The organism is Anaerolinea thermophila (assembly GCF_020723905.1).
Lineage (GTDB): Bacteria > Chloroflexota > Anaerolineae > Anaerolineales > Anaerolineaceae > Anaerolinea > Anaerolinea thermophila_A.
In genome coordinates, this window is record NZ_DYHZ01000009.1 from 26,606 (window position 1) to 44,788 (window position 18,183).

18 protein-coding genes are annotated in these 18,183 nt (G+C 58.4%); 6 read left to right on the plus strand and 12 right to left on the minus strand.

Annotation, left to right across the window (positions count from 1 at the left end; translation table 11 throughout):
• Window positions 1-9: 9 nt before the first annotated feature.
• Together LHF31_RS13300 and LHF31_RS13305 are read right to left on the minus strand one after the other, a co-directional pair.
• On the minus strand, window positions 10-1,443 hold the full coding sequence (locus LHF31_RS13300) for an FAD-dependent thymidylate synthase (protein ID WP_298010393.1): 1,434 nt from the start codon (window positions 1,441-1,443) through the stop codon (window positions 10-12).
• On the minus strand, window positions 1,433-2,362 hold the full coding sequence (locus tag LHF31_RS13305) for a bifunctional riboflavin kinase/FAD synthetase (protein ID WP_303774297.1): 930 nt from the start codon (window positions 2,360-2,362) through the stop codon (window positions 1,433-1,435). The genes LHF31_RS13300 and LHF31_RS13305 overlap by 11 nt, the downstream gene beginning before the upstream one ends.
• 137 nt (window positions 2,363-2,499) lie before the next feature.
• Here LHF31_RS13305 and LHF31_RS13310 point away from each other — a divergent pair, with 137 nt between their 5' ends.
• Both LHF31_RS13310 and LHF31_RS13315 read left to right on the plus strand, forming a co-directional pair.
• Window positions 2,500-3,228, plus strand: coding sequence for a queuosine precursor transporter (locus LHF31_RS13310; protein ID WP_298010397.1), 729 nt, complete (start codon window positions 2,500-2,502; stop codon window positions 3,226-3,228).
• A gap of 162 nt (window positions 3,229-3,390) precedes the next feature.
• Window positions 3,391-4,860, plus strand: coding sequence for a radical SAM protein (locus LHF31_RS13315; RefSeq protein ID WP_298010400.1), 1,470 nt, complete (start codon window positions 3,391-3,393; stop codon window positions 4,858-4,860).
• A gap of 45 nt (window positions 4,861-4,905) precedes the next feature.
• Here the strand turns inward: LHF31_RS13315 and LHF31_RS14695 are convergent, their stop codons facing one another.
• Window positions 4,906-5,307, minus strand: coding sequence for a YkvA family protein (locus LHF31_RS14695; RefSeq protein ID WP_363324802.1), 402 nt, complete (start codon window positions 5,305-5,307; stop codon window positions 4,906-4,908).
• Window positions 5,308-5,378: 71 nt separating this feature from the next.
• Between LHF31_RS14695 and LHF31_RS13325 the strand changes: the two genes are divergently transcribed.
• Window positions 5,379-6,521 (plus strand): ribonuclease D, encoded by a 1,143-nt coding sequence (locus LHF31_RS13325; RefSeq protein WP_298010403.1) that lies wholly within the window; start codon window positions 5,379-5,381, stop codon window positions 6,519-6,521.
• The gene (locus LHF31_RS13330) at window positions 6,518-7,915 is read left to right on the plus strand and encodes an MBL fold metallo-hydrolase RNA specificity domain-containing protein (protein WP_298010406.1); all 1,398 of its coding nucleotides are present in this window, start codon (window positions 6,518-6,520) and stop codon (window positions 7,913-7,915) included. Before LHF31_RS13325 ends, LHF31_RS13330 begins: the two co-directional genes overlap by 4 nt.
• Before the next feature lie 34 nt (window positions 7,916-7,949).
• On the opposite strand, the gene LHF31_RS13335 is transcribed toward LHF31_RS13330, so the two are convergent.
• The 7 genes from LHF31_RS13335 to LHF31_RS13365 all read right to left on the minus strand — a co-directional run bounded on the left by LHF31_RS13335 (window position 7,950) and on the right by LHF31_RS13365 (window position 15,676).
• A complete protein-coding gene (locus LHF31_RS13335) occupies window positions 7,950-8,465 on the minus strand; it encodes a calcium-binding protein (protein ID WP_298010408.1) in 516 nt (171 codons plus the stop codon).
• A 10-nt stretch (window positions 8,466-8,475) separates the two neighbouring features.
• Window positions 8,476-8,892, minus strand: a complete 417-nt coding sequence (locus LHF31_RS13340) for a hypothetical protein (RefSeq protein WP_298010410.1) — start codon at window positions 8,890-8,892, stop codon at window positions 8,476-8,478.
• A gap of 7 nt (window positions 8,893-8,899) precedes the next feature.
• Window positions 8,900-11,302 (minus strand): signal peptidase I, encoded by a 2,403-nt coding sequence (locus LHF31_RS13345; RefSeq protein WP_298010412.1) that lies wholly within the window; start codon window positions 11,300-11,302, stop codon window positions 8,900-8,902.
• A gap of 74 nt (window positions 11,303-11,376) precedes the next feature.
• The gene (locus LHF31_RS13350; RefSeq protein ID WP_298010414.1) at window positions 11,377-11,733 is read right to left on the minus strand and encodes a hypothetical protein; all 357 of its coding nucleotides are present in this window, start codon (window positions 11,731-11,733) and stop codon (window positions 11,377-11,379) included.
• A 147-nt stretch (window positions 11,734-11,880) separates the two neighbouring features.
• Window positions 11,881-12,801 carry a ribosome small subunit-dependent GTPase A gene (gene rsgA, locus LHF31_RS13355; RefSeq protein WP_303774298.1) on the minus strand — a complete coding sequence of 307 codons (921 nt, stop codon included), beginning with the start codon at window positions 12,799-12,801 and terminating at the stop codon, window positions 11,881-11,883.
• Entirely contained in the window at window positions 12,798-14,993 is a 2,196-nt protein-coding gene (locus LHF31_RS13360; RefSeq protein ID WP_298009536.1) for a penicillin-binding transpeptidase domain-containing protein, read from the minus strand. Before LHF31_RS13360 ends, rsgA begins: the two co-directional genes overlap by 4 nt.
• Window positions 14,990-15,676, minus strand: a complete 687-nt coding sequence (locus LHF31_RS13365) for a nucleoside triphosphate pyrophosphatase (RefSeq protein WP_298009539.1) — start codon at window positions 15,674-15,676, stop codon at window positions 14,990-14,992. Before LHF31_RS13365 ends, LHF31_RS13360 begins: the two co-directional genes overlap by 4 nt.
• A 188-nt stretch (window positions 15,677-15,864) precedes the next feature.
• Between LHF31_RS13365 and LHF31_RS13370 the strand changes: the two genes are divergently transcribed.
• Both LHF31_RS13370 and LHF31_RS13375 read left to right on the plus strand, forming a co-directional pair.
• Window positions 15,865-16,671, plus strand: coding sequence for a phosphotransferase family protein (locus tag LHF31_RS13370; protein WP_298009542.1), 807 nt, complete (start codon window positions 15,865-15,867; stop codon window positions 16,669-16,671).
• A 60-nt stretch (window positions 16,672-16,731) separates the two neighbouring features.
• Window positions 16,732-17,541: a thermonuclease family protein gene (locus LHF31_RS13375; RefSeq protein ID WP_303774299.1), complete on the plus strand. Its 810-nt coding sequence runs from the start codon at window positions 16,732-16,734 to the stop codon at window positions 17,539-17,541.
• Between the two features lie 61 nt (window positions 17,542-17,602).
• Here LHF31_RS13375 and groES read toward each other — a convergent pair whose 3' ends face one another.
• A complete protein-coding gene (gene groES, locus LHF31_RS13380; protein WP_298005753.1) occupies window positions 17,603-17,878 on the minus strand; it encodes a co-chaperone GroES in 276 nt (91 codons plus the stop codon).
• Between the two features lie 30 nt (window positions 17,879-17,908).
• Window positions 17,909-18,169 carry a glutaredoxin family protein gene (locus tag LHF31_RS13385; RefSeq protein WP_298005756.1) on the minus strand — a complete coding sequence of 87 codons (261 nt, stop codon included), beginning with the start codon at window positions 18,167-18,169 and terminating at the stop codon, window positions 17,909-17,911.
• Window positions 18,170-18,183 lie beyond the last annotated feature (14 nt).

An 18,183-nucleotide genomic window follows, 5' to 3' on the forward strand; every position in this document is an offset into this window, starting at 1 on the left:
TTCCTTCTTTCATTCGGGGCGTTCGGCAGTGGCGGCAAAATGGACGGTTTCCACAGCCTGCCAGGACTCCCCTTCTTCCGCCATCAGATAACGCCCCAGGGTGGGCAGTACCCTGCGCAGGTCTTCTGCCACCCGCTGAGCCACCCGCCGCATGCTGAAATGGGCATTGGGGGCACTGCGCAGAGAAAGCCAGTGCATCGCCGTACGCAGGTTGAAGTGCAACAAGACCCGCCGGTTGAAGGCATTGGGAACAACGTAAGAAGCCACTTCAGGCAAATCGCTGGAGAGGCGCAAATAGGCGCGGTGCGCGGCGCGCATGGCAAGCCGGAAGGTATCCGCCATACCCGCGTCGAGAATCGCCCGCGGCAGGGCATACCCGTGCAGGGTACTCAACCGCTGAGCGGTCTGGGTCATCATGCGGTGGCGTTTGAGTTCAAAATAAGCCCCCTGATCCAGCAGGAGATCAACGGTAAAGAAGGCGTACTCCAGTTCGCGCAGGGGTATATCATACCTGCCACGCCCGCCCAGCAGTGCCTCCGCCCATTGAGCGCGCTGTTCCGACGAGGCGCTCTGAACCGCCTGTAGAGCCTGAGCAAAGGGCATATGCCCAAAGCGGTACAGCGCCGCCGCCAGGATGCGGTCTTCGCCCTGTGCGTCCCATGAAAGCAGACGGCACCAGTCGGTCTCTTCGGAAGCCGGGAAGTTGCCCGCCATGCGGGTCAGATCGCGGGCGGTTTGCTGCAGGTAGGCAACCGGCTCCACGTAGCGGATGAGGGTGGGCAGGCGCTCCAGCGCAACCTGCTTGATTTCCTCACCCACCTGCCGCACCTCCGCCAGGGGATGGGAGAGCATTTTGCGCAGGGCATGTTCCAGCGCGCGGGCGTTGATGGTCACCCCCACGTTGGCGAGCGCCGCCGCCGGCAGGGCAAAACGGCATACGTCCACGTACTCCGCACGGATGCGGCGGTCGTAGGCGGCGTCACCCTCGCCTTCGCGGCGCGGCTGACGATGCTCCACCACCTGGCGCACCGGCTCGAGCAGATGCTGGTAAGTCTCAAACAGCGTCCCGATGGTGTCTTCATACAGCGCGCGCAGAGGGTGCGTTTCCAGTTCGGGGGGCAGGCAGTAAGCCTGAGCATCCCACTTCTGGTAGCGGGTGGATTTTTCGGTGTAAGAAGCCAGCCGGTTCGACTCCAGGCACTCCACCGCCAGGCGGGAGATGTTCTCCACAGCAATGTGCAGGACAGCATGCTCCGCCACCGAGGCGTGTCCGTAGCCTACCACCCACTTCTCGTGGAACTCGGCGCTCTTCTCATCGGTGAGTTCCGCCGCAATTTCGCGGAAGGACTGCGGCGAGCGCGAGGTTTTGGCAAAGGCAACGGCAATGGTCTCGGGGGGTAATTGCATGGAATCGAGCAGATAGACCTGACGGCTAAGCGGCATGGGTCAACACCTCCCTGGCATGCTGGATATCCTGTTGGATCTGCGCCACCAGCGCCTCTACGGATTCAAAGCGACGCTCGGGGCGCAGGAAAGCGAGAAACTGCAGGCGCACTGTTTTGCCATACAGATTGCCAAAAAAATCAAGCAAATGGGCTTCAAGGCGCACTTCACCGGTTGGATTTTCAAAGGTGGGGCGCACACCAATGTTTGCCACCGCGTCCAGCGCGCGCCCTTCCACCTCCACCCGGCAGGCGTACACGCCAAAGGCAGGCAGGCGCTGTTCCGCCCAAAACGCCACGTTGATGGTCGGGATATTGAGGGTGCGTCCGCGAGCATCCCCGTGCACCACTGCGCCTTCAATGGCATAAGGACGTCCCAGCATGCGCGCCGCTGTGACCACATCCCCCTTTTCCAGCGCGGAGCGAATCAAACTGGAAGAGACCGGCGTATCGTCCAGCGCCACCGGCGGCAAGACATGCACACTGAAACCCAGTTCCTCGCCCAGACGCTGGAGAACCGTCACATTTCCCTCACGGTTATGTCCCAGCGCAAAATCGTAGCCCACCCAGAGGGATTCCATGCCGGCTTTTTCGCGGAGCATTTCCACAAACTCGCGGGCGCTCAGCGCCGCCAGTTCACGGGTAAAGGGCAGAGTCAACACCACATCAATCCCACATGCGCCCATTAAACGGGCGCGTTCCTCGGGAGAGGTGAGGTAATAGGGCTGAGGCAAGCCGCGCAACACCACCGCCGGATGAGGGAAAAAGGTCACCACGGCGCTCTGCGCACCGGATTGATGCGCCGCCTGCGCCAGCGCCGTCAGCAGGACCTGATGTCCGCGATGAACGCCATCAAATGTGCCCACGGTCAAAAAAGTACGTCCACGGGGAAATTCCTCAAGGGTGCGAATATGCTCCATATCGAAGGTAAGTTTACCAAAAAGCACGGGAATTTACAGGGGAGACGCGCACTTAAAGAGAAAACTGCCTCGCCGTTGACAGGAATTCAGGTATACTTGGGGCGCACTGGAAACAACCTTTGTTTTTTGGAGGAAGAATGACCACCTCTCAAAACACAGAACGATCTTACCGGTACCTTGACCTGGTGATGGCGCTGTTTGTGACCGTGCTGATCGTCAGCAACATTGCTTCGTCCGCCAAAATTGTGGACTGGGGGATCTCCATTGGCAGCATTCCCCTGGCGTTCGACGCGGGCACCTTGCTTTTCCCCATCAGTTACATCTTTGGCGATGTGCTGACCGAGGTGTACGGCTTTCGCCGCTCACGGCGGGTCATCTGGACGGGCTTTGCCATGCTGGCGTTGAGCGCGTTCATCTTCTGGGTGGTACGCGGCTTGCCCGGAGAGGCTACCTGGCAGGAATATGCCGGGCAAAGCGCCTACGATGCCATTCTGAGCGGGATGTTCTCCGGCGGCATTGTGATTGCCAGTTTAATCGCCTATCTGGCTGGCGAGTTCAGCAATTCGATTGTGCTGGCACGCATGAAGGTGCTGACTCAGGGGCGCTTTTTGTGGATGCGCACCATCGGCAGTACCCTGGTAGGACAGGGGGTGGATACCCTTGTCTTCATTCTGGTAGCCACCCTGACGGGGGTTTTCCCCTGGTCTCTTTTCGGTACGCTCACGCTGACCAATTACATTTTTAAAGTGGGCGTGGAAGTGGTCATGACCCCGCTGACCTATCAAATCGTCAACGCGCTCAAGCGCGCCGAGAACGAGGACTACTACGACCTGCACACCCGTTTTACCCCCTTTGCGCTGAGTTAAAGCAGGGTTTCTTTCACAGTCCTTTTCAAGCCGCCCTCAGGAAAGTTTAGAGGGCGGTTTGACTTTTTCCCTCTGCCAGAATCCAAAAAAAATCATCCTTCTATTTTGCAGAATTTTTCTCTAAAATAAAAAGTACGCAAAGGGGAATGCAGGGAGGAATTCATGAAAATCCAGGTCATGCAGGGGGTATTGAATCCTGCGCGTTTTTCTGTGGGAGAGGGAGACTGTGCCTGTGACTCACCATCTTCCCTTGTAGAAAATGGAGACTGTGCCTGTGATAGCCCTTTGCAAAAGGTTGTGAATGACCATCCCGGTATTCCATTACCTTCCGGGACTTCATCCTATTCCTTGCTTTCGTTTGCCATGTTCACACCTGAAGGAGACGGCGTTACCGCCCTCCAGCCGGAAAACATCACTCCTTTATACAGGTTAGCCCCCATTAAGCCCGTTTCGACCCATTCTCCAGTCCATTCCCTTCCAGAACTCTTTCCCATTCTCACGCCAGCCTCCGATCTTCCCTGCCTGAAAACCTTGAGCGCATGGTTTCATTTGACCGACCGCTGTAATCTGCGCTGTGATTACTGCTACCTGCCCCATCACTCACAGGACATGAACGCCGCCACCGGGTATTCCGCTGTCCAGGCGCTGTTTCGCTCGGCAAACCTGCATGCCTACCCCAGAGTCAAGATCATGTACGCCGGAGGGGAGCCGCTCCTGCGTTTTCCGCTCATCCTTGAACTGCACGAACAAGCCCGAACACTGGCAAACAGCCACAAAATTTTTCTGGAAGAAACGGTGTTGAGCAATGGCACGCTCCTGACTGTCCACATGATACGGGCATTGAAAGACCGAAACATTCGCTTAATGATTTCCATGGATGGCATGGGAGCATGGCACAATTCTCAGCGCCGCTTTTCTGACGGAAAAGGATCCTTCGATAAAGTCTCTCGCGCTGTTGAACTGGCGTTAGCCCATGGCATCCGTCCGAATATTTCCATCACGGTGACCGGCAGGAATGCCGCCGGACTTGCGGAACTGATGGCGTGGATTCTGGAAAGAGAACTGCCGTTCCAGTTAAATTTTTACCGCCAGAGTGTTCTCTCCCAATCTCATACCGATTTGCAACTCGAAAACGAGGCCATTCTGTCAGGCATTCAAAGCGCCCTGAAGGTTGTTGAAAACAACCTTCCCCGCTTCAGCCTGTTGAGCATTCTGGATCGCACCACCCTCGCCTATCCTCATACCCTGCCCTGTGGCGCTGGCTCAGATTATCTGGTTTTCACTCCACAGGGTGAGGTAGCCCAGTGCCAGATGCTCCTTCACCAACCGGTAACGAACGTGTTCGCCGCCGACCCGTTATCCCATGTCCGCGCCAACCAAACCCGCTTCCGCAATCCCCCTGTGGACGAACGCGGAGAGTGCGCCGCCTGTCCCTGGCGTTACTGGTGCGGCGGAGGATGTCCGCTGGAAACCCGGAGGATGATGGGCAGTCCCTATCATCGTTCTCCCAACTGTCAAATATACCAGACCATCCTTCCTGAACTGATTCGATTGGAAGGATTACGGCTGCTTCAATACGTCAGCGACCCTGAAGTCGTACGCATTCAAGATCTGGAGATACAACCCGTATAACCTTCAACACCGCTATTTCTGCATCCTCATCAGAGGAGGGCATTGTTACCCTCCCATTTTTCTCCACTCCCAAATGGCTTTACCCAGCCAGAGCAGTACAACCAGCCAGAGGACAATGACCAGCGCTACCCCGAGGCGGCGCAGGGAGGGGTCTATACCGCCGCGTCCCTCCGCCTGCTGACGCGCTTCTGCCATCACCTCTGGAGGAATCATACGAATCACCAGAGCAATGCCCAGCGGGGTGATGATCCAGTCGTCCAGCAACCCCAGTACGGGGATGAAATCGGGAATCAAATCTACCGGGCTGAAGGTGTGCGCCAGCACCAGCACCGCCAGCACCCGGGCATACCACGGCGTGCGCGGATGACGATACGCCAGCACCAGCACCCGGGCTTCTTTTTCCAGGGCTTCTGCGCGGGCGCGCAGGGCAGTCCACCAGTGCTTCATAGGGGAAATTATATCCGGAGAAGAAAAACCCGCCTGCAAAGAATGCCCCCTTTCTTGTTATAATTTCCCCCATGCACATGGAAGATTCTGCTGTTCCCATCTGGGTAGCCACCCCTGCCGCCCTCCGGCGGATGATGAATCACCTGCTCACCTGCGAACAGGTGGCTGTGGATACCGAATCCAATGGCTTGCACGCCTATCAGGAACAAATCTGTCTGATTCAATTCTCTGTTCCCGGCGCTGATTATCTGGTGGATCCGCTGGCATCGGTAAACCTCTCGCCACTGGATGAAATCTTCGCCAACCCCCGCATTGAAAAAGTCTTCCATGCTGCCGAGTACGACATCCTCTGTCTGAAGCGCGATTTTGGTTTCTCCTTCACCCACCTTTTTGATACCATGATTGCCGCCCGCATCCTCGGGCGGAGCGAAGTAGGGCTGGCGGCACTGCTGGAGGAAACTTTCGGGGTCACGCTGGATAAGCGCTACCAGCGCGCCAACTGGGCACGGCGCCCGCTCCCACCCGCCATGCTCAACTATGCCCGACTGGATACGCACTACCTGATAGACCTGCGCAACCTGCTGGCAAAAGAACTGGCAGAACGCGGCTTGAGCGCGCTGGCAGAGGAAGATTTCGTGCGCGTGTGCGAAACGCCTGCCGCACCTGCCGAAGCCCGTCACCCCATGTGGTGGGATGTTGCCGACACCACCGATATTCCACCTCTGCAAGCCCGTTTGCTTCAGGCACTGGTGGAGTTCCGCGAACAACAGGCGCGCTTTGCCAACCTGCCCACCTTCCGGGTGCTCTCCAACGCGGTGTTAATGCAGATTGCCGAAGCCAACCCGCAGACGCTGGAAGATCTGGCAGAGGTGCAGGGGCTTTCTTATGCGCACCTGGAACGCTACGGGCTTGGCATCATGGAAGCCCTGCGGCGGGGCAGAGAACGTCCTGCGCCCCAGCCTCCCAACCACACCCGCCCCAACCACCAGATGCTCAAACGGCTGGAAATGCTCAAGCGCTGGCGCAAGGATGCCGGCAGACGCATGGGGGTAGAGTCGGATGTCATCCTGCCGCGTGAAACCATGCAAGCCCTGGCTCAGTGCGATGTCATCACCCCCGAAGCAGTGGAGAAACAGATGGCGCACCTGCCCTGGCGCTGGAAAACCTTTGGAAAAGAAATCGTTCAACTGCTGGTGAAAGAGAAAAACCCATGAACATTCGCATTCTCGGCGCTGCTCAAACCGTCACCGGCTCGCAGCATCTGCTGGACATTAACGGGGCAAAGATACTGCTGGAGTGCGGACTGTTTCAGGGTCACCGCGCAGATACCTACGAACGCAACCGCACCTTTTCCTTCAACCCACGCCGGCTGAATGCCGTCATCCTCTCGCATGCCCATATTGACCATTCCGGCAACCTGCCCAATCTGGTCAAACAGGGCTATGAAGGACCCATTTACGCCACCCCCGCCACCGCCGAACTGGCAGACATCATGGTGCGCGATTCTGCCCACATTCAGGAAGCCGACGCCGAGTACCTGAACAAAAAACGCCTGCGTCGCGGCGAACCACCCATCGAACCGCTCTACAGTCGCGCCGATGCCGAAGCCGTTGCGCCGCTGTTTGTCCCCGTGCAGTACGGCGAGACCTTTGAGCCAGCCCCGGGGGTCCATGCCCGTTTTGTAGATGCCGGGCATATCCTTGGCTCGGCAGGTGTGATTCTGGACCTTGAAGAAAACGGCACCCGCCGCCGGGTATGGTTTTCCGGCGATATCGGGCGCGAAAAACTGCCCCTGTTGAAGGATCCGGTTCTGCCGGAGCAGGTAGATTACCTGCTCATGGAATGCACCTACGGCGATAAGCCACACCGCGACCCCGAAGCGGCATACGCGGAATTCCGCGAGGTGGCTCTGCGTACCTTTGAACGCGGCGGCAAGGTGATCATCCCGGCTTTTGCCGTCGGGCGCACGCAGGAAATTGTGTATTCGCTCAACCGCATGATCAGCGAGGGAGACCTGCCCGCTGTGCCGGTGTACGTTGACAGTCCTCTGGCGGTTAATGCCTCAGAAGTGTTCATGAAGCACCTGGAACTGTTCGATGAAGAAACCCGAAAGTTCATCCGCGAGCACCGTCACCCCGCGCTGGACTTCCCCACCCTCACCTATATCCGCGATGTGGAAGAATCTAAAGCCCTCAACGGCTTGCCCGGTCCAATGGTGATCATCTCGGCATCGGGCATGGCGGAAACCGGACGCATCCTGCACCATCTCAAAAACAATCTGGAAGATCCACGCAACACGGTGATGATTGTTTCCTGGCAGGCGCCCGACACGCTGGGACGTCGCCTGGCAGACCGCGAGTTCAAGGTGAAGATTTTCGGTGAGACCTACATCCGCCGGGCAGAGGTGGCTACCATTGGCGGGCTTTCGGCGCACGCCGGACAGGATATGCTGTTGAAGTACGCCCTGGCAAGCCGCCGCTCTCTGCGGCGCATTATGCTGGTGCACGGCGAGCAACTTGCCGCCACTGCCCTGCGCGAAAAGATTCTCGAAGCGGGTTTTCGGCAAGTAGATTACCCGCAGAGCGGCGCCTCCATTCCACTGGAATAGCCCCACCAAAAAGATAAAGCCCCGGTCTGGGGCTTTATGGAATTTGAATCTCACACGAGGGATCCAGAACATCGGCACCCCCGCCGCCCTCACAGTAATCGTTGCCGGGACCGCCGATCAAAGTATCGTCGCCGGGACCGCCGATCAAAGTATCGTTGCCGGGACCGCCGATCAAAGTATCGTCGCCGGGACCGCCCAGAAGGACATCATTGCCCTGTCTGCCTTCAATATAATCATTTCCCCCGCCTCCCAGAATGCATTCCGCGCCGTTGCGCCCGTTGACCGTATCGTTAAAGGGACTGCCCAGAATCAGGTCATTCTGATTCGTACCGTTAATCGTGCCACTCCCCACCACGATGTTGTTCAGGTTGAGCGCGGCGCACTCGGGGGGTTTGAAGTCGTTGGCAGTGTTAGCGCGCAGAATCATGCCCAGGTAAGTCACCGGCACAATATTGGCGGCGGCAAACGCCGAAATGGCGCCCACCAGAATCAGGATGCTCAAGATCAGCCAGCCCCACCGCCACTTTCGACCCATTCTCAGCATGTTCATGACCGTTCTTTCACCACTGAACTTCACAAGAAGCATCGTAGGTGTTCACCCCGATGCCGCCAAAACACAGGTCAAAGCCGGGTCCGCCATTCAGATAATCATTGCCGTCCTCGCCAAACAGCCAGTCAAAGCCGCCCCCGCCCATCAGGCAGTCATTGCCCGGACCCCCGTAGAGAACGTCTCCAGCAGCACTGCCCAGGATCAAATCATTGGCGCCGGTACCGGTGAGGGTGCCACTCCCACTGATGATGGAAGCCATACTGGCTGTACAGGCAGGAGGACGGAAATCGTTGGGCGTGTTGACACGGGTAATCATCCCAAGACGGGTGACCGGTACGACATTTGCGCCTGCCACTGCCGAGACTGCGCCCAGCAGAACGAATACCATCAACACTGCCAGTATCCCTCGAATCCGCAACCACCGCATCCTGACCTCACCCGGAGCGGGGAGAAAGGTTCACCAGCGCCTGTTTCTGTGCCAGGTAAGCGGGCAGATCCTCCGCCGCCACCGGCGGGCTGATCCAGTAGCCCTGCGCCTGATCGCAGGCATTGAGGCGGAAGAAGCCCAGTTGCTGGCTGGTCTCCACCCCTACCGCCGCCACACGAATCTTGCGCTGATGCGCCTGCGAAATCCACTGGCGCGCCTGCTCCTCCATCTGGTTGCCCATGCTCCACTTCTGCACGGTGGGATAACCCAGTTTGATTTGCTGGATCTCTTCGCCAGCCTGCAGGGCTTCCAGGTCAAGGCGTTCCGAGGCATTCAGTACAATGCCAAATCCGGCTTCGCGCAGTTGCCGCAGGTTACCCGCGCCCACCGGGCTGATATCCAGCCCGTTTTCGGGGATTTCCAGGTACAGCCACTCCGGTGAGACGCCCAGCTCGGCGGCAACCGCCTGCGCCTGAGCGGCAAAGCCCTCCGAAACCAGCGACTGCACCGAGAGGTTAATGGCAATGGGATAGAGCGGCAGGCCCGCTTCGCGCCACTGCGCCAGATACTCGCAGGCACGGCGCAAAACCCAGAGATCCACCTGCATCAGCATGCCCGCACGCTCCACATCGGGCAGGAACTGCCCCGGTGTAAGCAGACCGCGTTGAGGATGCCGCCAGCGCAGGAAAGACTCCAGTTGGGCAATTCTGCCATCCTCCAGCGAGACCGAGGGCTGAAAGTACAGGGCAAACTCGTTGTTCTCCAGCGCGCGCAGCAGTTCCAGGCGGGTCGATTCGTCCACGCCTTCCGGGGCTACCGGCGCCAGTTTGCGGTGCACGTAAAGCACCTCACCATCGCGCACGTAGTACGTTGCCACCGGCGCGGCGTAATGGAAGAAGACCACTTCTTCGCGCTGTTCAGCAAGGCGGAGCAGATCGCTCAACGCGGGCAGGTGCACCACCCGGGCACTTCCCTGGCTCAACGGATCCTGCACCTCCACCAGGCGGGAGCCCACTGCCAGTTTTGCCAGCATTTTCTCATCCCTGCCCTCTGCCCGCTGGAGCAAATACAGCAGCATGCCAATCCCCAGCGCGGCAACCGCCAGCCCCACCGCCGAAAGGGCACGGGCGGTGCGCACCGGCACATCCATGGTAAAGAGGCTCAGGGTGTTGTCCACCGTCTTCATGCGCACCAGCGCGCCTTCTTTAACCGGCTGGAGTGGATTGGCACCCTCTTTAAGAGGAGCGTTAAGGTAAATCTGATCGGGCTGAACGGTGAAAGACAGGGGTTCGTTGAAGGTGTCTTCCAGCGCCATGCCGCCCAGTGTGCCGCTCACCTGTACCTGTGGGTAGATATTCAGGAAATACTGAAAGGTCTGCGCACCGGTGACTTCCTGCACCTGTGCAATCATCTTCTCCACCTCGCACACGTCCAGCGAAGCCTGTCCGCTGAAGGCTTTGCCGGAGAAGGCAACCGGCTGTTCGTTTAACAGTATCGTGCGCCGCCAGCCAGTGGTGGAGTTGACCACCGCCATCAGTTGATAGGTGCCGGAAACCTGCGCGGGGTGCTGACTTTCCAGTTGATAATCAAAGGCCAGGTCAATGCCGCAGGATACTTTTGGGAAAATCGCGCCGCCGCTGACCACGCGGTTCTGATCATACACCCCCGGCGGGACCTCACCGGTATACGTATAAGCGCCCGTTTGCCGGTAGAGCATTTGATCCGAAACCTGCAGGGAAACCGGGCGGGTGAAGGCAAACGCGCCCAGCACCAGCGCCAGAATACCCACCACGTACATCACCAGCAGAAAGCCTTCCTGCCTGCCGGAAAGCCATTTTCCCGCCCCCAGAATGGCGGTATCGAACCGGGCTGTGGCTTTCCGGGCTTCCACCACGGCGGCGTCCAACCGCGCTCTGGCTTTTTTACGTCGTTCCGTCCATTTCGATTGCATAAATGAGAGCCCCCACATCAAACTGCCCACCCCGACCAGAATAGCCAGCACCCAGGGCGAGCGCAGTTGTAAAAATATTGTACCCAATCCGGGGAACCAGAGCCAGTACTTCCCCAGAATCTCCTCCTGCGTCGGTTCATAGCCGTCCAGCCAGGTGTTGTGATCGCCCTTGAGGACAAAGCGGTCCAGACGACGATCCACAATGCGGTGAATGACCGCCCCGATACCCGGATAGCGGTACACAACGATATCCCCCACCTCGTAGAACGGCGCACGGCGCAAGAGCACCAGATCGCCCCTGTGAAAGAGCGGCTCCATGCTGTCACCATTGACGATGACGTACTCCACCGCACCACCAAAGCGGCTGGGCGCCAGCAGAATCCACAGAAATACAAGCGCGCTCAGCGAGAGAGCGGTGATCAGCAGGGCACGGCGGGTAAGCAGGTATTTGCGCATCATTGTCGGCGATTAAAGAAAGGGCGCGGTCTCTGGCTTCGACGTCGCGCCCTTTCTCGATGAGTGAAGGAAAAGAATTATTGAACCGCTACAACCCGCAGGGTGTTTGCCGCCAGCACAGTCACACCACTCACATTGCAGGTCACGTTTGTGCCGCCGGAAACTGAGCAGGTGAACCAGGAACCACCGGTTACCAGTTGAATGCGCACATCAGTCGCAGGCGCATCCAGCGTGAAGGTCACCTGAGCAATGTTGGCGGGATTGGTGGTATCAAGGACGTAATGCACATTGGACACTGTATATCCACTGGTCGTGCTGGAGCCATCGCCTGCATAGGTCACAGGCACGGTATTCGCCGCTGCATAGGCGAAGGTGAGGGCAGCAAGGATCAGGGCAAAAACGACAGCATAAGCAACACGCATTTTCTTGTTCATAAGTACACTCCTCTGACAAACTGAAATGATGACCTCATTATAACCGCTCTATTACATCCTGCAAGAGGCAGAACGGCTTTGTAATGAAATTGCAATGCAAGTTGCGTGCCAGTATCCAATTTATCCGAATTTCCGGGGCGCTCTGCCTCACTCTTCGCCGCCAAAGCGCATACGCAGGTAGGACTCGTAGCGCGCAGGATGGATCTCGCCGCGCTCCAGCGCCGCCAGCACAGCACAGCCGGGCTCGGTGGTGTGGGTACAGTCGCTGAACTGACACTGCGCCACCCGCTCGCGCAGTTCGGGGAAGTAACCGTCCAGTTCTTCAGGCTGGGTATCCCACAGCGCCAGTGCGCGCAGACCGGGTAAATCTGCCACGTAACCGCCCATCTCCAGGCGGAATAACTGCCGCACCACCGTGGTATGTCTGCCCTTGCCGCTGGCTTCGGAAACCTCGCGCACCGCCAGACCCAGGTTGGGCTGAATGGCATTCAGCAAACTGGATTTGCCCACCCCGCTGGGTCCTGCCAGCCCGGAAATCTTCCCCCGCAGGCATTCGCGTACCTCGTCCAGTCCAATACCCTGCCGCACGGAGGTATAAATCACCGGATAACCCAGCGGCGGATACAGACTGAAGAGTTCCCGCGCCCGCTCCATGCCCACCAGGTCCACCTTGTTGGCAATGATGACCGCCGGAATGCCCTGTTTTTCGGCAATCACCAGAAAGCGGTCAAGCATACGCAGGCGGGGTTCAGGACTGGCACAGGCAAACACGGCGACGATCTGGTCAATATTGGCAAGTAAAATCTGACGGTACTCGCCGCGCGGACGTGGATCCATGCGCACCAGTTCGCTGTGGCGCGGTTCAATCACTTCGATCACGCCGGTGCCGTCGGACAGAGGACGAATCTGCACGCAGTCGCCCACGCCGATGACATCGCCATTCTTTTGTTCCAGTTTAAAGCGCCCGCGCAGTTTGCAAACCCATATTCCCTGCGGGGTTTCCACCGTGTAAAAACCCGACTGCAGTCGAATGACGCGACCGGGAATCAGTGCAACTTCGTCGCTCATGGGCTGGGAGTTTCCGTCACCTCTGGCGTGGGGGTTCGGGTCACATTCAGTTTGGCTTCCCATGGATAAATGCGCTGAGGCTGTCCAAGGAAGTACACCTCAATGACACGGCGGGCAATGGGCGCGGCGATCTCCGAGCCTTCACCGGCGTTTTCGGCAATCACCACCACAGCAATATCGGGTTTGTTTTCGCGGTTAGCAGAGGTATATGCTGCGAACCAGGCATGCGGCTTCAGACCCGGTCCCGTCTGGGCGGTGCCTGTTTTGCCAGATACCGGGATTCCCAGCCCGGAGAAAGCGCGCACCGCTGTCCCGCGGCTGTTGACCACCACCTGACGCAGCGTATCCTGCAGCAGGGTAAGCGTCTCCTGAGAGACGGGTAGTTTGCCGCGCTCTTCCGGCTTGAAGGTAAACTCTGCGTTACCGTCGGGGTCCACAATTTTCTCCACCACCTGCGGGCGGTAGAGGGTGCCGCCGTTGCCCACCGCGGCAATCATGCTGGCAATCTGCAACGGGGTCACCAGAATCTGACTCTGCCCGATTGCCATCTGAACAGCGATTTCATCGCTGGCTGGGTCGGGGATGTTGCCGGTTTCTTCAGCAATCTGTTGAATGCCGGTAGGGACGCCCAGCCCGAAGGCGCGCGCCATCTCCGCCAGTTTATCCGCCAGACCGGCGCGGGAGAGTTCCAGCCCGATGTGGTAAAACCAGGGGTTGCAGGAGCGCATCAATCCCTGCGGCAGGGTGAGCGTGCCGCTGGGGGGCAGTTCTTTCTCCAGCGTCCAGTCCGTAAGGGTGTAGCCGGGTAAATCGGTAAAGTAGTAGCCGCACTCGTAGGTATCTTCGGGTTTGAACAGACCCGTTTCCAGCGCCGCCGCCATGGTGACGATTTTGAACACCGAGCCAGGCGGATACGCCGACTGCGCGGCGCGGTTGACCAGCGGGTTGCCGGGATTGCTCAGCACATCCTGAAGCGCGCGCGAGTTAATGTTGGAAGGCTCGAACAGGTTGGGGTCAAAGCCGGGCGAAGACGCCATGGCAAGCACCCTTCCGGTGTCACGTTCCAGAACCACCACCGCCCCGTTGAAGGAATTGATGGCTTTCTGGGCTTCACGCTGTAAGTTGGCATCCAGAGTGGTGTAAATGGAGCGCGCCGGCAGGGCTTCGCGCATCCCCAGACGGGTGATCACCCGCCCCTGCGGATCCAGCACATACAATCCCACCCCGCGCTGACCGGAGAGCGTGGCTTCGCCCCATTTTTCCAGCCCCGCCCAGCCGATTCTGGCGTTCATCTCATATCCCTGCCGCATGTACTCTTCCAGTTTTTCCTGAGGGATGAAGAGGGTATAGCCGGTCACATGGGGAGCAATGCCATTATCGGAATAATAGCGGGCACTGTACTCTTTCCAGGCAAAACCGGGCATGTCCTTCACCACATTGTAGCGCAGGTTGAAGGCATCGCGGGTGGTCTCCCCGACGGGTATATAATAGGAAGGGTAATTCTCGCCGTAGAGGGCTTTAATCCACTCCGGCGGGTACCCGGTAAGGCGGGAGAGTTCCGCCAGCACCGCGCCTTCCATGCCCTCGGGAATCTCCCCGGGCACGATGCCCAGCGCAACCGCATCCGTGTTGATTGCCAGCGGGTAACCGTTGCGGTCAAAAATGCTCCCCCGCGAGGGTGAGCGGTATTCCAGCGCCAGCAGATTGCCGCCGCGCAGTTCGGGCATGATCATGCCGTCTTCCCACAGCACGCGCCAGCCGTCACTGCGCAGTTCAAGGTTCATGCTCATCTCACGGGTCAAATTCCCCAGAACTGCCGTGTGGAAGGTGACGCGGTATGCCGCCTGCGCACTGGAAACGTTGGTGAGGGTGGAAAGAATCTCGTAATCCAGTTTCTGCAGGGTCAGGTTGACGGCTACGTCTTTATAGCGCTTGATGAAATTTTCCTGCGGAACGGCATCCTGGGTGGCAGGCGCCAGCAAGGCATACATGGCTTCGTAATCTTCAGACTGCCACGCTTTCAGAAAGGCTTCCACCGCCCCGCGCACATCCGGCGCACTGGTGACTTTGACGCTGGGAGGCGCCAGCGTAGCGCTGGGCGCAGGGGTATGATTGGCAGGCGCCGGAGAAAACACCGTGCAGGCAGTCAATCCAATCAGCAACACCAGCAAAAACGAACGCAGTCCCTTCATGATGAGGAAGCCTCCCCTCTGGAAGCCGGGTCTTGCAGAATGAAATGAAATACCGGACAGTCATATGCCAGAAACCGCTGGCAGGCAGAGGGCACATCCACCTCTGCCCCCAGTCCGATGTGCCGCATCAGGCGCTCCAGATGACAGAGCGGAAAGCCCATCACGCTGGCGTAACAGCCATCCAGCGCGGCAACGCAGGAAAAACCGGCATGCTGAATTCCGTACGCGCCGGCTTTATCCATGGGATCTCCGGTGGCAATGTAGGCTTCCATTTCAGCGTCCGTGTAGGCGCGCATGGTCACACCCGTATGGCAGACGTCGCTGAGCAGACGTCCGCTGGCAGGCTGGTACAGGGCAATTGCCGTGTAGACATCGTGCTCTCTGCCGCGCAGAGCCGTGAGCATGTCGCGGGCTTCAGCGGCATCTTCCGGTTTTCCAAGAATGCGTCCATCCAGTGCCACGGTGGTATCAGAGGCAATGATCCACGCCTCCGCAGGAACATGCCCCGCGGCAAGGCGGGCTTTGTCCTCAGCCAGGCGAAGTGTATACCTTTCAGGGGGTTCGCCGGGCAGGGGCGTCTCGTCCACATCCGAAGGACGCACGAGGAAGTCACGGCCGGTCAGCGCCAGCAGTTGACGGCGGCGCGGCGAGTTGGACGCCAGAATCAGCACAGGTTTTTGCATACCCCTCGATTCTAACACACTTCACCGGCTGTTTTTTAAGGGCAGAATCCGGCTCTCCCGGGAAGAAGGAAAGGCACAGGAGATTTCCCCCGTGTATTTGCAATATAATGAAATAAAACAGCACCTTTCGCTGAAAAACCTGAACCTCTATCATAAAGACTTATCTTTCATTCAAACACCCAGGAAAAATGGAAGAAACTCCGGGCACTCCTGTTGCTTACGGGCGGACGGCGGAAATTTACGCCTGGCACGATGATACCGTGCTCAAACTTTTTTACGACTGGTTCTCTTTTGAGAACATTCAATACGAGTGGAAAATTGCCCGGGCAGTCCAGTCCAGCGGGCTGCCTGTCCCCGTTGTCGGCGAGATTCTCCACATCCATGGACGTTATGGAATAACCTACCAGCACATTCAAGGCAATTCCATGGTCAGGCAGATGATGCGGGAACCCTGGAAAGTGTTCCATTACGCTCGAAAGATGGCTGATCTTCATGCCAGAATCCATGCCATCACCCTTCAGACAGACCTCCCCCCCTTACGGGCAAAGATTGCCACCAAAATCCATCAAGCCGCCGCTCTGCCGGACGACCTGCGCCAGGAAACCCTGCAACTGCTCGAGAACATGCCCGACGGAGATCGTCTCTGTCATGGCGATTTCCACCCCGAAAACATCCTCATCACCCCACAGGGAGAATGGATCATTGACTGGATTGACGCCGGGATTGGAAATCCGCTGGCAGATGTTGCCCGCACAACGGTTATTTTCCTGGGAGCCATAGACAGCGGTCAAATGCGAAATCCAATTTTGAAAATTCTTGCCCACCTCTTTCACCAGAAGTATTTGCGCCGATATTTTGCTCTTCACGGGGGCGGGAAAGACGAATACACCCGCTGGCTTCCCATTGTCGCTGCCGCAAGGTTAAGTGAAAATATCGCCGAATTGGAGGCATACCTCATTGCTCAGGTGGAGAAAGGGCTGAGAAACATCTGCTGATAAGTCCACTCTTCCAGCCAGCGCACCCATCCTGCAGATGGTTTATAATCATCCCTGCCGATGAAATCGAGCCACCTGACCGTTGCACAAATTGCCATCCTGATGGCGCTGGGACTGCTGGCGCTGATTGGACTGGGAAGTGCGCTGTACCTTCTGCTCACCGCACCGCCAGAGGATACCCCACCGCTGGCACTGTCGTTGCCCACCCTCCCCCCCGACGCAACACCGACCTCCGCCCCCCAGCCTGCCGGGTCCCTGCCAGCCCCCACACCCACCCCACCTGTCAGCGCCTGCCTGCCATCGGGAGATGCGGGGCTTTCCGCGCGGGTGGTGCAGGTGCTGGACGGCATCACCCTGGAAGTGGAGGTGGAAGGCAGGATCCGCCGGGTGCGCTATCTGGGCGTGGAACTGCCCCGACAAAGCGCGCTGGCGGAGACGCTCAACCGCCAGTGGACGGAAAACCAGACCGTACGGCTGATTGCCGACCCTGCCGTTCCCCCCGGAGATGAGATTGCCCTGTACTACGTCCTGGCAGGCGACCGGTTTATCAATCCGGCGCTCATTCGCGAAGGGGCGGCGCTCCCCGCGTTGTATCCGCCCGGGATTGCCTGCATTGAAGTTTTTTTACAGGAAGAAGCCCGGGCACGGGCTGAAGGGAAAGGGGTCTGGCAGGATTTACTGGCTCACCTGCCCACCCCCGCCGTTGCCGTGGGGCTGACTCCATCTGCCTGCGACTGCAACCGCCGCTACTCCTGTGCCGATTTCACAACCCGCCGGGAAGCGCAGGCCTGCTTCGACACCTGCGGCGATTACCGCAACACCACTCTGGATCCCGATCACAACGGGCTTGCCTGTGAGGAACTGCCCTGATGGTTAAAGCGGCATCCTCCCGGGGAGCGGGAGGATGCGGTTTCGGAGGATGCGCGGGCTTTTACTCGAGAATCTTTGCCAGCACGTCACTGCATTCCATCAGCAGGTACTCCTGCCCGTCCAGTTTGAACTCGGTGCCGGAGTACTTGGCAAACAGCACCCTGTCGTTCACTTTGAGTTTGATGTCTTCGGAGTCGCCGACGGCAACTACCACGCCGTACTGCGGCTTTTCTTTGGCCGTTTCGGGAATGTACAATCCCGAGGGGGTTTTGGATTCCTGCTCGAGGGGTTTAATGACCACACGGCTTCCCAGCGGTTGAATTTTTAAAGCGCTCATGCTATCTGTTCACTCCTTTCGTGAGATGGTTTATCTGCGTAATCCCAGATATTGATCAATTTTGGCGCGGTCGAAACCGATCACAATTTTCCCGCCAATGTCCAGCACGGGGACGCCGCTCTGTCCCGAACGGCGCACCATATCGCGCGCCGCGGCGGCGTCACGGCTGACATCCACATCCTTAAACGGAACCCCGCGCTCCCGCAGGTAGCGCTTGGCGGCATTACAGTATGTACAGGTAGGCGTGCTGAAAACAATCACCTTCGGAAACGATTTTCCGGCTTCTGTCATATTCACAATCCTCC